This window comes from Collinsella sp. AF15-51 (genome assembly GCF_003462845.1).
In the GTDB taxonomy this organism is placed as follows: domain Bacteria; phylum Actinomycetota; class Coriobacteriia; order Coriobacteriales; family Coriobacteriaceae; genus Collinsella.
In genome coordinates this window covers 50,813-66,237 of the sequence record NZ_QRYG01000002.1, presented here as the reverse complement: position 1 = coordinate 66,237, position 15,425 = coordinate 50,813, and the positions used below count along the sequence as shown (strand labels likewise).

9 protein-coding genes are annotated in these 15,425 nt (G+C 58.2%); all 9 read left to right on the top strand.

All coding sequences use genetic code 11. The features are described from left to right. The first annotated feature begins 171 nt into the window (after positions 1 to 171). A complete protein-coding gene (locus tag DWW51_RS01455; RefSeq protein ID WP_117773148.1) occupies positions 172 to 756 on the top strand; it encodes a histidine phosphatase family protein in 585 nt (194 codons plus the stop codon). 249 nt (positions 757 to 1,005) lie between these two features. Then, positions 1,006 to 1,851, top strand: a complete 846-nt coding sequence (locus DWW51_RS01450; RefSeq protein WP_117773146.1) for a PRD domain-containing protein — start codon at positions 1,006 to 1,008, stop codon at positions 1,849 to 1,851. A 118-nt stretch (positions 1,852 to 1,969) separates the two neighbouring features. Next, positions 1,970 to 3,409 carry a PTS transporter subunit EIIC gene (locus DWW51_RS01445; RefSeq protein WP_117773144.1) on the top strand — a complete coding sequence of 480 codons (1,440 nt, stop codon included), beginning with the start codon at positions 1,970 to 1,972 and terminating at the stop codon, positions 3,407 to 3,409. A gap of 358 nt (positions 3,410 to 3,767) precedes the next feature. Then, positions 3,768 to 5,216, top strand: coding sequence for a family 1 glycosylhydrolase (locus tag DWW51_RS01440; RefSeq protein WP_117773142.1), 1,449 nt, complete (start codon positions 3,768 to 3,770; stop codon positions 5,214 to 5,216). A gap of 237 nt (positions 5,217 to 5,453) precedes the next feature. Continuing rightward, positions 5,454 to 6,734: an MFS transporter gene (locus DWW51_RS01435; RefSeq protein ID WP_197032130.1), complete on the top strand. Its 1,281-nt coding sequence runs from the start codon at positions 5,454 to 5,456 to the stop codon at positions 6,732 to 6,734. Between the two features lie 224 nt (positions 6,735 to 6,958). Further along, positions 6,959 to 7,780 carry a Cof-type HAD-IIB family hydrolase gene (locus tag DWW51_RS01430; protein ID WP_117773138.1) on the top strand — a complete coding sequence of 274 codons (822 nt, stop codon included), beginning with the start codon at positions 6,959 to 6,961 and terminating at the stop codon, positions 7,778 to 7,780. 504 nt (positions 7,781 to 8,284) lie between these two features. Next, on the top strand, positions 8,285 to 11,722 hold the full coding sequence (locus tag DWW51_RS01425) for a Spy0128 family protein (protein WP_117773136.1): 3,438 nt from the start codon (positions 8,285 to 8,287) through the stop codon (positions 11,720 to 11,722). Then, positions 11,715 to 13,385 (top strand): SpaA isopeptide-forming pilin-related protein, encoded by a 1,671-nt coding sequence (locus tag DWW51_RS01420; RefSeq protein ID WP_197032129.1) that lies wholly within the window; start codon positions 11,715 to 11,717, stop codon positions 13,383 to 13,385. The genes DWW51_RS01425 and DWW51_RS01420 overlap by 8 nt, the downstream gene beginning before the upstream one ends. Before the next feature lie 114 nt (positions 13,386 to 13,499). Further along, positions 13,500 to 15,275 carry a SpaA isopeptide-forming pilin-related protein gene (locus tag DWW51_RS01415; RefSeq protein WP_197032128.1) on the top strand — a complete coding sequence of 592 codons (1,776 nt, stop codon included), beginning with the start codon at positions 13,500 to 13,502 and terminating at the stop codon, positions 15,273 to 15,275. The last annotated feature ends 150 nt before the right edge of the window (positions 15,276 to 15,425 follow it).

Below are 15,425 nucleotides of genomic sequence, written 5' to 3'. Positions count from 1 at the left end.
AACCTGCCAAATAGGGACAGGTTAATTTTGGCAGGTTTTATCTGGGCAAACGTCACTTCCACCACAAAGGGGACAGGCACCTTTGTGGTGGTTTTTGCCAAAGAGGCTTTGACTTAAACCTACCTCAAGGTGCAATAATCGCTGACAAACGATTGCGATTACGGAGGTCTCATGCCAAAACTGTACTTTATGCGTCACGGTCAAACGCTCTTTAACCTGCTTCGCCGCAAGCAGGGTTGGTGCGACTCGCCGCTTACCGAGCTGGGGATCGAGCAGGCTAAAACTGTCGGCGCGACCCTGCGAGAGCGTGGCCTTGCGTTCGACCATGCGTACAGTTCCACGTCCGAGCGTGCGTGCGACACGCTTGAGCTTGCGTTTCCTGATCAGCCTTACGAGCGCGTCAAGGGCCTTAAGGAGTGGAACTTTGGCAAGTTTGAGGGCGCGAGCGAGGATTTGAATCCGCGCCTGCCGTACGGCGATTTTTACAAGCAGTATGACGGCGAGGGCGAAGACGAGTTTCGCGAGCGCATCATGGCGACCATCACCGAGCTCATGCAGCGCCCTGGACATGAGAGCGTGTTGTGCATGAGCCATGGCGCCGCAGCGGCTCAGGTCATGCGCGGCGTGGGCGTGGAACCGCTCAAGATGAAGAACCGTATCGGCAACTGCTGTGTACTCGAGCTCGACTTTGATCCCTCTACTAGCACATTCACTCTCGCAGATTTGTACAACCCCTACGGCACCCCGCGCGAGTAGCATCGGGGCATCTGCCAAAACCACCGCAAAGGGGCCAGGCACCTTTGCGGTGGTTTTGCCGTTTACGGGCGATTTCCTACCGTTCGGCGGACTTTCGCGCCAATGGGGCTTACACCGCATGCAAGTTTCATCCTACAATCGCCCACGTGCTCACAAGTTTGTTACTCCTCGGGAGGCATCACTTGCGCATAATAAAAGACGAGGAATAGCACCCCCGTCGTCTAGCGCCGATGTCCGAGGAGTTTTTTCATGCTCATTTTAAAGAAGATCAACAATAACGTTGCTCTTGCCGCCAGCGATGACGGCCGAGAGGTTGTTGTCTTTGGCAAGGGCATCGGTTTTCACGAGATGCCCTACGAGCTTGCCGATGAGTCCCTTATCCAGCGCAAATTCTATAACGTTCCCGAGAGCCTGCAGGATATGGTGGGCACCCTTCCCGACGACGTCCTGCTCGCCGCGAGCGACATTGCCTGCTTCGCGTCGCAGCAGCTTGGCTGCAAGCTATCCGGTGGCCTGCCCTTTATCCTGGCTGATCACCTGCAGTTTGCCGTCCAGCGCGACGACGACCAGCTCAGCGCTCCCAATCCGCTCGAGCACGAGGTAGCCTTCATCTACCCGCGCGAGCTCGAGATCGGCCAGGCCGCGCTCGCCATCGTGCAAAAGCACACCGGCGCCAAGCTGGGTCAGAACGAGGCCACGAGCATCGCGCTCCACATCGTTAACGCCGAGGTCGATGGCATGGGCCGCGCCAAGGACATGGACTTCATCATGAAGAGCACCCGCGTGCTCGACGAGGTGACCCATTCCGTGGAAAAGCAGCTTGGCTGCTCGCTCGACACGGCGTCGTACTGCTACATTCGCTTTCTTGCGCACCTGCGCTTTTTGGTTCGCCGCCTCTGCAAGGGCAAGTGCACGCAGACCGAGAATTCCTCGCTGTTTATGCAGGCCGCCCGCGATTTTCCCGAGGCCTACCAGTGTGCATATGCCATCAACCGCGTGTTCGAGAAAGAGTTCAAGCAGAGCTGCTCGGACGAGGAACTCTTGTATCTGATGATGCATATCAACCGTCTGCGATCGGCTTCGCAGACCGAGTGAGTAAAGCCACCAGTCCGGCGGCAATCGCAACAATACTTTTTGGTTTCTAACTGCGGGCAAGGTACCGGCTCGCGGTAGGGGATATTTTTGCCGAAATTTGGAAAAGAGAGGACAGATCATGGCAGGTAAATACGACGATCTTGCTGCCCAGATCGTAGAGCTAGTTGGCGGCAAGTCCAACGTCAAATGCGTCGCACACTGCATTACCCGTGTTCGTTTTAAGCTCAAGGACGAGTCTCTGGCCAACGACGAGGCAATCTCTCAGCTGCCCAACGTCATCAAGGTCATGCGCGCCAACGGCCAGTACCAGGTTGTTGTGGGCAACATCGTCGAGGACGTCTACGATGCCGTCCTCAAGGCCGGCGGTTTTAGCGACGGCGGCGCCGTCGACGCCGATGACGACGAGGCCGCTCCCAAGAGCGCTACCGATGTGATCATCGACCTCATCTCGGGCATCTTCGCCCCCATGCTCGGCACCTTCGCCGCCGCCGGTATCATGAAGGGCCTGCTGGCGCTCGCTACCTTCCTGGTCCCGAGCTTTGCCAACGACGGCGCCTATACGCTGCTCTACACCGTCGCCGACGGCATGTTCTACTTCCTGCCCGTGGTGCTTGGCTACACCGCGGCCAAGAAGTTCAAGATGAGCGAGTTCAACGGCATGGCCATCGCCTTTGCTCTGGTGTACCCCACCATGGTTGCCCTGACCTCGGGCGAGGTTGTCGGCTCCGTCGAGCTCGGCTTTGCCGGTACCTTCTCTTGGTACACCACGTTCCTGGGCCTGCCGCTCATCATGCCTGCCTCGGGTTACACCAGCTCCGTTATCCCCATCCTTCTCATGGTCTGGTTTGGCTCGACCCTCGAGCACTGGGTTAAGAAGTGGATGCGCGCTTCTATGAAGATGTTCTTCACCCCGCTGATCGTCGTCACTGTCACCGTCACCCTTGGCTACCTGGTCATTGGCCCCATCGCCACGCTCATCACCAACCTGCTCGGTGAGTTCTTCGCACTGCTGTTTGGCCTGCCCATGATCGGCTCCCTCTTGGGCTGCACCCTCGTCGGTGCCTTCTGGATGTGCTTGGTCATCTTTGGCTTCCACTGGTCGCTCGTGCCCATCGCGCTGGTCAACCTGTCCACTCTGGGCCACGACTACATCCTGGGCTCCGTTATCGCCCACTCCTTCTCGCTGGGCGCCGTGCTCTTTGCCATGTATCTCAAGAACAAGGACGAGAAGTTCCGCGGCATCGCGCTGCCGGCCATGATCTCCGCCTTCTTCTTTGGCGTCACCGAGCCCGCTATCTACGGTGTCGCCCTGCCCGATAAGAAGGCCTTCATCAACGCCAGCATCGGTTCTGCCGTGGGCGGCCTCATCATCGGTATCTCCGGCGCCGTGGTGTACATGTCCGGTGGTCTGGGCGTCTTCAACTGGCTGTCCTTCATCGATCCCTCCGGTGTTAACGGCATCAACCACATGATCTGGGCTATCGTTGCCTCGCTCGTGGGTGCCGCCGTGGGCTTTGCGATCGAGTTTGCCACCTACAAGCCCGAGGCTGCCAAGTAGCCCAAACGACAAAGACTCGGTACCAAGCCGGCGGGGGAGCGCCCCGCCGGCTTTTTCCAAATGGACGAGGGGTCCCGCACAGGCGTCGATAGAGGCCTCGCCACGAAACTGGCCTATCTACTACCTTTTAACGGTAGGGGCCAACCATACGGCGGTTTACCAAAAATCGCCAAGCCGTCTACCTGCGGTTTTATTTTTGGCAATTGCGGTGTGGTCAGGGGTTTGCGGTAAAAAGTAGTAGATAGGCCGGTTTCGTGGCGGCGGTTCCTGCGCGGGCCTCGCTCCGGACGCAAATTTCCCTGCGGACGCCGCTTCGACGTCCGCGCAACCACCCCCAACACGTACGAAAGGAGCCAACATGGCTTTTCCCGATGGATTTCTGTGGGGCGGCGCCACTGCCGCCAATCAGTGCGAAGGTGGATACAACGAGGATGGCAAGGGCCTCGGCGTTCCCGACATCATGACGGGCGGCACGGTCTCCGAGCCGCGCCACATCACCGACGGCATTCTGCCCCAGTACCACTATCCCAGCCACGAGGCCGTGGATATGTACCATCATTATCTTGACGACATCAAGCTCTTTGGCGAGATGGGCTTTAAGTGCTACCGCATGTCCATCAACTGGAGCCGCATCTTCCCCAACGGCGATGAGGCCGAGCCCAACCAGGCCGGCATCGAGTTCTACCGCCGCGTGTTCCAGGCCTGTCAGGAGCAGGGCATCGAGCCCATGGTTACCCTCAGCCACTACGAGCTGCCCTATGGCCTGTCCAAAAACTACGGAGGCTGGAAGAACCCCAAGCTCATCGATTTCTACCTCAATTACGCCCACACCGTCATGACCGAGTACAAGGGGCTGGTGCGCTACTGGCTCACCTTTAACGAGATCAATTGCCTGCTCATGGGCGGCTTTGGCGGCGTGATGGGCGGCGGCATGGTGCCCAAGGCAACTGACACGCCCATGGCCTTTGGCAACTGCGACTGGGACGATCCACAGGCGCGCTTCGATGCCCTGCACCACCAGTTCCTGGCGAGCGCCAAGTGTGTCACCATGGGCCATCAGATCGATCCCCAGAACAAGATCGGCTGCATGATCGCCGGCAACGCCTGCTACCCGCACACGTGCAATCCGGCAGACGTTCTGGCTGCACAAAAGCAGCAGCGCGAGATGAACTTCTACTGCGGCGACGTGCAGGTGCGCGGTGCGTATCCCTCGTGGGCGCCCAGCGTGTGGCTCCGCGAAGGCGTGCACGTGGAGGTTTCGCCCGAGGACGCCGCCACGCTGGCCGCCGGCAAGGTCGACTTCTACAGCTTTAGCTACTACATGAGCGCCACCGCCACGGCCGATCCGGTGCTGCTGGAGCAAGGCAACATTTTTGGTGGCGCCGGCAACGAGTATCTCAAGAAGAGCGATTGGGGTTGGGCGATCGACCCCGAGGGCCTGCGCTACTACCTGGAGGAGGTCTACGACCGCTACCAGGTGCCGCTGATGATTGTCGAGAACGGCCTGGGCGCGGTGGACGAGGTCGAGGCGGACGGTTCGATTCACGACAGCTACCGCATCGATTACCTGCGCGAGCATATCAAGCAGATGGAGATTGCCATCGAGGACGGCGTGGACCTGATGGGCTACACCATGTGGGGCTGCATCGATTTGGTGAGCGCCTCGACCGGCGAGATGAAGAAGCGCTACGGCTTCATTTACGTCGACAAGGACAACGACGGCAACGGCACGCTCGCCCGCAGCCGCAAGGACAGCTTCTTCTGGTACAAGAAGGTCATCGCCACCAACGGTGCCGACCTGGCCTAGCCAAGTCTCAACCAGCGCAAACGTCGCAACCACCACAAAGGGGACAGTGCACCTTTGTGGTGGTTTTTTCTTTGGTAGATGCGTGGGACATGCCTTACAATCTACCAAGTAGTTCATGACGGGCGAAAAACGGAGAAAAGGGGCTTGATGTGTCCTTATTGTTTCATGCGGATAGATTGATTTGACAGACGGTGGCGAATGCCCGCCGTCCGCATTCGTACGAAACAAGGAGTCTCCATGCTCGCCTCTCTTTTCTCAAAGCCTCAATCATCGCTGTCCGTGCAGGCCAAGCGGCTGGTGGCGATGCGCTTTCTCATCTACACCGGGTTTCAGACCAGTTATTTTATCGGCGTCATCGGAACGCTCACCTATGCAGACGATGCCTCAGTCGTGGCGACATCGCTGGCCGTTCTGTTTATGAACGTTTTCGTGATCCTGGGATCCTTTGCGGGTGGCGCTGCGCTCGACGCATGGGGTCCGCGCCGCCATTTCTTGCTGAGCATCATCGGCGCTCTCGCAACTGGCACGGCAATCATCGCCTTTGGCAGCGCGACCGGCGTCGTCCTGCTCGGCGCGGTGTTTCTAGGCTTTACGATGGGATTCGCCCAGCCCATTGCTACATCCTATCCGGCCTACCTCACCGATGACCCTGTCGAGCTCAAAGACATCAACTCCGCCATCGCCATGTTTTCAAACGTGAGTATCATCGTTGGCCCCACGCTGGGCGGCTTTGTCGCGGCGGCTGCGTCGTCGCGCGCGGTGTTCGTGCTCATGATGCTCTTTACCGTGCTGGCGTTCGTCGCCGGTTGGGGCTTTAGGCCGCAGACCAGCCATGTCGCCGGGGATGCGGATGCCGATTCGGCAGAGGAAGGGGAGCGTGCGGGACAAAGCTCCAACCCCAGCGCATCCTCCCGCGCTACCTTCGCAGCCAGCATCAAGACAGTCTTTACCAACAGCGTTCTCGCCCTGCTGTTTTGCATCATCTTCCTCTCGAACTTTGGCTACGGTGCCTTCGATCCGCTCGAGTCGTTTTTCTATCGCGATGTCCTACACGTCGGCGTTGAGTGGATGGGCTGGCTCTCGTCTGCCTGCGGTGTCGGCGCGGTGCTGGGTGCCGTGGTCGCGCTCCGCTTGCCGCCGCACCTGGTCAACCTTAAAACGCTGCTCGTGGCGCTCATGTCCGTGGGTCTAGGAAGTCTGCTCTATGTGGGGACGCCGTACGTGGGCGTGGCCCTCGTCGGCCAGATCGCCCTGGGCATAGCTTGGGGTGTCGTCAACCCGCTCCACAACACCATCGTGCAAACGACGGCACCGCTCGAGCAGCTCGGTCGCGTGAACTCGGTCATGGGCTTTGGCAACATGTTTGCCGGCGTGGCCCCGCTGGCGATTGCCCCGTGGCTGGCGGCGACGTTTGGTGTGCAGCAGACGCTCGTTGGTGCGGGCATGGTCGTGACGGCGGTTCCCGCGGCACTGCTGCTGTTTGGACGCCGACATTTTGATCGTGCCGCAAGGCAGTAAAAACCATCACAACATTCGATGAAAATTGCGATTTTGCCGAAAAACGTCGAATGTTGTGATGCTTTGCACCTCGGGCCAGGCCACCCTTCTGGTCCGGCCACCACAAAGGGGCCAGGCACCTTTGTGGTGGTTTTTGCTTTGACGGACCGCGGCTGCGCCTTGGTATACCATGTACGCCGTTCACGACCACACCCCACACCGCCGCACAACCCAGAAAGGCCCCCATGGACACCACCTTCAGCCACATCAAAGCCGTGTTCTGCGATATCGACGGCACGCTGCTCACGAGCCAGCACACGGTGTCCCCGCGCACCGTGGCGGCAATCCGCGCCCTGCGCGAGCGCGGCGTGCTCTTTGGCCTGTGCACCGGGCGCGACGCCCACGCGACCGAGGCCATGTACGAGCTCTGGGGCATCGAAGGCCTGGTAGACGTGCTGGTGGGCTGTGGCGGCGCCGAGGTCATCGACCGTGCGCACGGCATCAACGAGCTGAGCTATCCGCTGCCGGGCGAGACCATCGCGCGCATCTGCAAGCACATGGCGGACCTTCCGGCAACGCCCGTCTGCCCCCGAGACGGCGTGTTCTACGTGCCCGAGAGCAACGCGTGCGTCGAGCACCTGTCGCGCGTCGACGGCGTGCCCTACCAGGTGGTCGATTTTGCCGAGTTTTTGCGCGAGCCGCAGCCCAAGGTGATGTTTACCACAGCGCCCGAGGTAATGCCGCGGGTGATTGAGCGGGCGTCGACGCTCGTCGACGACACCGTTAAGGCGGCGGCTCTGCAAACCACGCAGCGGCTCTACGAGTTCATGGATCCGCGCGTGTCCAAGACGCGCGGCCTCGTGCGCGTGGCGGAGCTCAACGACATGGAGCTCCAGGACGTCTGCGTGTTTGGCGATGCGGACAACGACACCTGCATGGTGGCTGACGCCGGCGTGGGCGTGGCCATGGCAAACGGCAGCGACGCCACCCGCTCCGCCGCCGATTTTGTAACCGCCAGCAACGACGAAGACGGCATCGCGATCTTTATCGAGGAACATCTGCTGTAGCGCCGGGGGAGAGCCACCGCAAAGGGGACAGGCGCCTTTGCGGTGGCCTCAGGCGATTTGGGCGAATTGATGCCTAAAATCTGCGCGAAAATTCAAATTTAGTTGTCTGAACATTACGCTTCTAACCACCGATGGGTTAAAGATATTCTCATCAGTTTGGTAGGGTATTCCTCCCAGTTGATGACCTACCGCTCACTGTCGTTATTCGACCGTTCACAGGATGTTTGCTCTTGAGCAAAAGGTTGTGCAAATAAATAAAATGCTATTAAAAAACTGATAACTAACTTAATTACCAGTAGAAACAGATGTTTTATAGCGAATAAACGAAGGCAAATCTAAACAATTGTCAAGAGAATTAAGAACTTGCACAAAAATGTCGGTTTTGCTGCTCAGATGTTTAAACAATCGTTATAATTGCATCACTTAGCGAGCGCAATTACAGATTGCGCAGATACGTTTGATAGGGAAAGAGCAAGATCGCGGTCTCTTGGGGAGGAGACATCGATGAAAGCGAATTCGGACAAATCTAAGCAGAGTAATAAAGCGACGCGCCGTGTACTGGCAGGCGTTTTGTGCGGAGCCTCCGTGTTGAGCCTGGTACTGTCGCTCGTCATGCCTCCGATCTCGCAGGCCATCGCCAACGATGCCGAGGCGGTTTCTACCGAGGAAACTGTGATGGGGGGGGGTTCCTCAAGTGAGTCTACTGGTATAGACAACAGTACTAACGGGGATGCCGGCACAGACGCCGATAACCAGAACAGCGACGATGCTGCGAGCGACGACGATGCTCGGCCGGAGGAGCAGTCCAAGTACGAGTCGCAGGCGGAAGATAATGATGCGATGGATGTTAACGCTGTCGCGTCAGCCGAGGAGGCTGCAGAGAGCGAAGAGACAACCACAGCTATTACTAACATTACTAACGCCGATGATTTGTCAGCTAAGCTTCAAGGCGTTGGGGAAAACCAAACTGCCTGCTTCGAGCTTACAGCTGATATTGACTATGCTGGTGAAATCAAACTTGAGAAGAGCGGCAGCAATATAACGCTGAACTTAAACGGTTATAAGATCAAGTGCTTGAACACCGAAATGCCGTTATTTGATGTTGCTAACGGCGCAACACTTACAATTAAGGACGAAATTAAGGACTCCGCGCCGGTGACTGAGACGGTCAACGATGTCCAACAGCTGACTAATCAGGGGCAGAACCCGAATCCCAATAATTATGGCAAGAAAGTCGAGCTAAATTACGTTGGTGGCATTCCGTCTAATCTTACCTACTACGTGACCAAATCGACTCCGAGTGGTACAGGGACAATCGAGACGCTTGTCAGACATAACGTCGATATTAAGGGCGCCATCGTGGCGTGCGACGGCAACGCAAATCTAAAGCTCATCAATCTGTATAACAACAACGGCAAGGGTGGCACGTTTAACCTTGTGAGCGGCGTGATCACGCAAAAACAAGGCAGCAGCGTTAGCAGCTTGGTCTATGCCGAGAACGGCTCTACCGTCAACATGCGCGGCGGCTATGTGTGTGGAGCTTCTGGCTCGGGTGCGGGCGGCGGAATTGAAATACACGGTAATTCGACCCTCGAGGTTTCCGGTGGCGTAATTGCCGGCAACAGTGCTCCTAGTGGCGGTGGTGTGTATGCTAAAGACTCCACGGTCAACATAACTAATGGCGTAATCTCCGGCAACAGCACGCTTGCTACTGGTGTTGGTTTCGGCGGCGGCATCATGGCCGAAGGCGGCAGCGTTACTGTTTCTGGTGGCTACATTACTAACAATAAATATGCCAATTACTGTGGTAACGATGGTAATGGCGATCATGGCGGTGCTGGACTTGCCGCTAAAAACGGTACTCATGTCACCATTTCTGGTGGCCAGATTACGGGCAACTATTCTGAGGAAGCTGGCGGTGGCGTCTATGTGACCGACATCGGACACCAAGGGGGGAGAACGGCATGGCTCAACATTACGGGGGGAACTATTGCCTCTAACGTGAGTTTTCGCTCTGAGGGTGCCGGCATTCGCGTGGGCCAGATGGTTGACGCGATGATAAAAGGAGCGTCAAATTCAAATCCAGTCTATATCACTAATAACCACTGCATGTCTCGCTTTGACTGGGGTGGAGGCGGCATCTTCGTCCAGGGCGATTCTAAGGTCGCGTCTAATGCTGGTAGGCTATTTGTCTATAACTCCTATATAAGCAGCAATGAGGCCGGTGGCTACGGTGGCGGCGTTGCGGTTTGCCCGACGGGTAAGACTTTGGTGACAGGCACCGACGGCACGGCGATTTTCGGTAATACTTCTGCCGGAAATGAGCAAAACGCGAACGATTACGAATCCGTGAGTAATACAGGCAATAACGGCACCCCCCATCTTTCCGGCGGTGGTCACGGTAAGGACCAGGACTCCGACGCCTACAATGCCGAAGTGTTTCGCGAAAACGGCCACGCGGACTTCTTCCTTGCGGCGGAGGGTCATACGACTCCGATCGCGGCGGTGATTGGCAAAATGCTTGGCGGCGGCGATGCTAAGTATCGGGGAAGCTTAGAGCTTCAGAAAGCCATTACTGTCCCCGCTAACGGTGGCGTGCAGGTATATAACAGCATCGGCCTGAGTTCGAATGTTAAGGCTCAAGACCCCGAGGCGATCAATGCGCGAAAGGCTGCGCTAGAGGCGGGCGCGACGTTTATCACGGGCAATTATTCCTGGAACCATGGCGGCGGCATCATGTCGAACGGCGACCTGTACATGGGCGCGCCTGAGGACACGTATGTCTATCCGAGCCTCAAGCTCAAGGCGACCAAGAAGCTGGAAGGCCGCAAGCTCAATGATGGGGAGTTCTCCTTTACGGTGTATCGCAAGGATTCAGACGACCCTTTGGCTGGCACGACAGCTGGCACGACATTCAATCGCGACGTTTGCACCGAGGTTGGAACAGCAGCAAATGATGCAGAAGGCAGCATTACGTTTGACCTTGGTGAACAATTCGCATCGAGTGGCGCGGGTAACGAAATCACATACTACTTGGTCGAAGATCCCGGTGGTGATTCTGACATCACGTACGACTCCAGCGTGTATAAGATTGTGGTGACGGCCGAAGATACCAAGACCTTGCTCATGTCTGTTCCGAGTAAAGAAAACTCAAGCCAACTGAAGGATCTTTACATCCATAACTACACGATTAAAAACGTCGGTGTAACCAAGTACGAATTCCGCGAGTCGTCTGGGAAGTGGGAGAACGTAAAAGCGAGGAGCAAGGTGCAGAAGAGTGGAGACTATTATCCAATTATCTGTGAGGGTGACTCCACGACTTTCACTAACAAGTTCACTCCGTACGACTCGAAGGGCTCCTGGACGCCTATGGCGACTAAGGTCGTTGAGGGTGGCGAGATGAAGGGGTTCACGCTCCAGCTTGCGACCGACACAGATTTTACGGATATCGTTAGCAGCAAGTCCACCACTGCCGACGGCGACAAGTCCCAGACCCTGAGCTTCGACAAGATTGATTACAAACTCGATCAACTCGACCAGCTCGCGTCTGGCCCCACTGGCCGTGGTGCTTCCAAGACCTTCACGTACTACGTGCGCGAGAAAGACGACGGTTCGCTGTTCTCGCACTATACGTACGACAAGTCGGTCTATCAGATTACGGTTAACGCGACTGACGACTCTAACCACCATATCGACGTCACTGCGACCTACAAGCAGATTCAGGATCGTGATGGCAGTGAAGTGACCACTGACACGCCCCACGACCTCACCGGCAAGTCCACTCCCACCTTCACCAACACCTACTCCACCTCTTTGCCCCTTTCTGGTATGTCGGGCGTCACTCTGACGTACCTTGCCGGCGCGGCGGCGCTTTGCGCTGCTGCGGCCTGGATGCACATTCGTCGCAAGGCGAATGCGAAGGGAGGCGAGCGTCGTGAATAAGAAAGTTTGCTCCTTCCCGATCTTGTTTGCGCTGCTCGCCCTCTTGATCGGCACCTGCGCGGTTGTGTTCCCCGCATCCGCGCAGGCCGCGCCGAGCGCGACCGGATCCATCACGGTGACAGGCACCGTGGCGCGCAGCTACGACGCCTACCAGATCTTTGACGCCAACGTCGTCGATGACGACAACGACGCCAAGATCGCCACCGACCTTGTCTGGGCAAGCGATGCCGTGCGCGACGCCGCGCTGCCTGTGTTGCACAGCGCCGGCATGCCCAATTCCCAGACCACCGCACAGGAAGGTGCCGAGTGGCTCAACACCGATTCCCGCCTTACGAGCGCGCTGAGCGCACAGCTCGCTCGTTCCCTCCAGAGCTCTGGCGCCGTGTCCGTGGCCCTTAACGCGGGCACGACGGCCGAGCTGCCCTGTGGCTACTGGCTCATCGTCGCCAAAGACGACGCCATCTCCCAAAACGAGGCCGGCACCGCGCCGATCATGGCCCTGGTCGGCGGCAGCGCCGTCACCGTCAAGCCCAAGGCCGCGACGCCCAAGGTCCAAAAGCACGTGCTGGAGGACAGCACCGCCGCATGGCAGAAGGCCGCCGACGCCACGGTCGCCGACGACCTGTACTGGCGCCTCTCGGCCACGGTCCCGGCCGGGCTCACCGCCTACGACACCTATACGGTGCGGTTCGTCGACACCATGAGCGCGGGGCTCGACCCCTCCAAGGTGGCCGCGAGCATGCGTGTGTACGTGGCGGCGGGCGCGGACGGCGGCTTCGACGCCGTCTCGGCCGGCAAGGACGGACGCGCCGGCACCGAGCCCGCGAAGGGCTGGACCGACATCACGGCCCAGTGCGCCACCAAGGTAGCGGCTGACGGCAAGACCTTCACCGTGCGCACCGGCGACCTGATCGCCGCGCTCGGCGGGGCCGACGCCTTCACCGCGGGCGCTCGCGTGGTCGCCGTGTACAATGCGCCGCTCAGTAGCGCGTGCAACCACGGCATCGCGAAGGGCAACCCCAACGAGGTCTACCTGCGCTACCCGCGCTCTCCCTTTGCCGACCAGTCCGGCGACGCCGGCTTCACCCGCACGCCGAGCGACGACGCGTGCGCCTACACCTGGGATCTCGCACTCACCAAGCGCGGCAGCGACGGCGACAAGCCGCTTGCCGGGGCGGTCCTGAGCATCGCCGACGACCGCGGCCGCACACTGGCGGCCGACGGCACGTGGGATGCGGAGGGCAAGGCCACCGTCACCACGGGCGAGGACGGCCACGTGACCGTCTCGGGCGTGGACTCTGGCAAGCTGGAGATCCGCGAGCTCAAGGCGCCCAAGGGCTACACCGCCTTTAAGGGCACGCGCTCCGTGACGGTCAAGGCCGAGGGCCTGGACGTCGACCAGGTGGCCGCTGCCAAGCCCAAACTCACCATCACGGCCGAGTCGCCCCTGCGTGCCGACAGCGCGGACGGCTCGACGGGCAGCCTGGAGGCATCGCTCATCAACACGCCCACCGGCACACCCCCTAGCATTACCACCGGAGGCTTTATGCCCTCGACTGGCGATATGGCAATGTACGCCGCGGCCGCCGCAGCGGTCGCCGGAGCCGCGCTCATCGTGGTCGCGCTCCTGGTCAAGCGGGGAGGTGGCAGCCATAAAGAGTAGCTGGCAGCCCCACAGAGAGCGGGGCGAGACGTAGCGAAGCAGATGCTAAGACACAGACAGATGATGATCGATCGAATGAGAACCAACCGGAAAACGGAGGAAAAGAAGATGAGCATGAGCAAGAACATCGCGCGCCTGGCAGTAACCGCCGGCCTCACAGCGGCGCTGAGCTTTGGTGGCGTGATGGCCCCGGTGACCATGGCGTTTGCTGGGGGCGTGCCGACGGTGGCCCAGAGCGGCGACGTGACGATTAAGGATTCGACCTATACGGATACGACTTTTAAGGGCATCCAGATTTTCAAGGCGAAGGTTACGCAGGATCAGGAGGATAGCGCCTGGAATGGGCCTAAGACGGTTTCTGACATCGAGTGGGCGTCGGATTCAGTTAGGGATGCTGTGACGGGGGCGTTTACCGACGACGATTCCACAAAGCCCTCTGGCAACGATGCTCAAGAGTGGGCAGAATGGATTAAAAAGAAAACCAAAGCTGAGTACACGTCTGGTACAGACGCGAGCACTAAGCTTGACGCCGGAACGACCCTCGACAAGATTGCCAAGGCACTGGAAAAAGCCACAATCGCTGAAGGGACGAATGGCTGGAGAACAGGCACCGACGGCAAGTTCAGCAGCCTGGATACCGGCTACTGGCTCTTTGTGACTGCGAGTGTCGGCGAAACCGCAAATGCCACCGCGGGCAACACGGATACTTTCACCTCGCCGATTTTCGCCGTTGTTGGCGGTTCCGCCGAGAACTTAACTCCCAAGAAGCAGGTCCCCACTGTGACCAAGGCCGTCAAGGATGACGCTACGGATGGCGCATTCGGTTCATTCTCGAAGCCCAACATGGCTGCCGACTCTCGGATGGACCAATATGTCGACTACCAGCTCACCGGTACCGTCGCGGGCAACATCAACAGTTACGGCACCTACAAGTACACCTTCACGGACAAACTCCCCAATTCCATGACGCCCAAGTTCAAGGATGACGACACGACGCCCGATGTTAAGGTCAAAATCGGCGATGCCGTGGTCGCGTCCGGCTATAACGCCAAGTACGAGGATAATACGCTTACTGTCGACTTCCCCGATCTCAAGAAATGCGGGGATGAGGGCAAGACTGCCATTGCGCTGAACGGCGACTCGAAGGTGACTGTCGAGTACAAGGCCAAGCTCGACTCTACCAAGATCTTTGAAAACGGTACGATCAAAATTGAGTTCAATGATTTGGTTGGTAAAGCCCAGAAAAATACCGTTAAGCTGACTTATTCCAACAACCCGCACACTACTGATGGTACTGGTACCACGGTCGAGCACCACGCCTACGACTACACCTACGGCATCGACGTCACCAAGGTTGGTAGCGACAAGGATGGAGACGGTAACCCCAAGAAGCTCGAAGGTGTTGAGTTCACCTTGCAGGAGATTGTTAACGGCACTGCTCAGAACCAATACATCGACGCCCAGGGTGTAAAGCACAGCGACGCCAAGGATGCGACGCTCAAAACGACGAACGAAGGCAAGATCAACGTTGTCGGTCTCGACGAGGGCATTTATATTCTCAAGGAAGTTAAGCCTGCTCCTGGCTACAACAACTCCGCAGCAAGTGGTGTCACGTTCACCATCGCGAGCGATAGCCTGCCCACTAACGGTGATTCTTTTACTCCTAGTTGCACACTTGCTGAAGGAACTGACAAGAATCTTGTTCAGGTGTCTAACGCTACTGATGGTAAGGTTCACCTCACCGTTACCGACCAGAAGGGCTCCGGCCTTCCCCTCACCGGCCTTAACGGCGTGACCTTCACTTGGATCGCTGGTGGCGCGGTGCTGTGCATTGGCGTGGCGCATCTCATTCGCAGCCGTAAGCAGGCTGAGGAGTCCGAGCAGGAGTAACGCTCGCTCACCCATCCCTTTGGCAGGTGGGATGTGATGGCCATGAGACTTGCGGACACTTTTCTCGTCTATTTACGTTCTTGCTTTGCCATTCTCTTTTCGGGGCAGACTCCGCACTGGAGTCTGCCCCGTTTTTTTGGGATAACGCAG

Excerpts from the sequence above, each read along its gene's own strand:
- DWW51_RS01445 (WP_117773144.1), top strand. The coding sequence starts at position 1,970 with ATGGCAGGTAAATACGACGATCTTGCTGCCCAGATCGTAGAGCTAGTT.
- DWW51_RS01425 (WP_117773136.1), top strand. The coding sequence starts at position 8,285 with ATGAAAGCGAATTCGGACAAATCTAAGCAGAGTAATAAAGCGACGCGC.
- DWW51_RS01415 (WP_197032128.1), top strand. The coding sequence starts at position 13,500 with ATGAGCAAGAACATCGCGCGCCTGGCAGTAACCGCCGGCCTCACAGCG.
- DWW51_RS01450 (WP_117773146.1), top strand. The coding sequence starts at position 1,006 with ATGCTCATTTTAAAGAAGATCAACAATAACGTTGCTCTTGCCGCCAGC.
- DWW51_RS01430 (WP_117773138.1), top strand. The coding sequence starts at position 6,959 with ATGGACACCACCTTCAGCCACATCAAAGCCGTGTTCTGCGATATCGAC.
- DWW51_RS01440 (WP_117773142.1), top strand. The coding sequence starts at position 3,768 with ATGGCTTTTCCCGATGGATTTCTGTGGGGCGGCGCCACTGCCGCCAAT.
- DWW51_RS01435 (WP_197032130.1), top strand. The coding sequence starts at position 5,454 with ATGCTCGCCTCTCTTTTCTCAAAGCCTCAATCATCGCTGTCCGTGCAG.
- DWW51_RS01455 (WP_117773148.1), top strand. The coding sequence starts at position 172 with ATGCCAAAACTGTACTTTATGCGTCACGGTCAAACGCTCTTTAACCTG.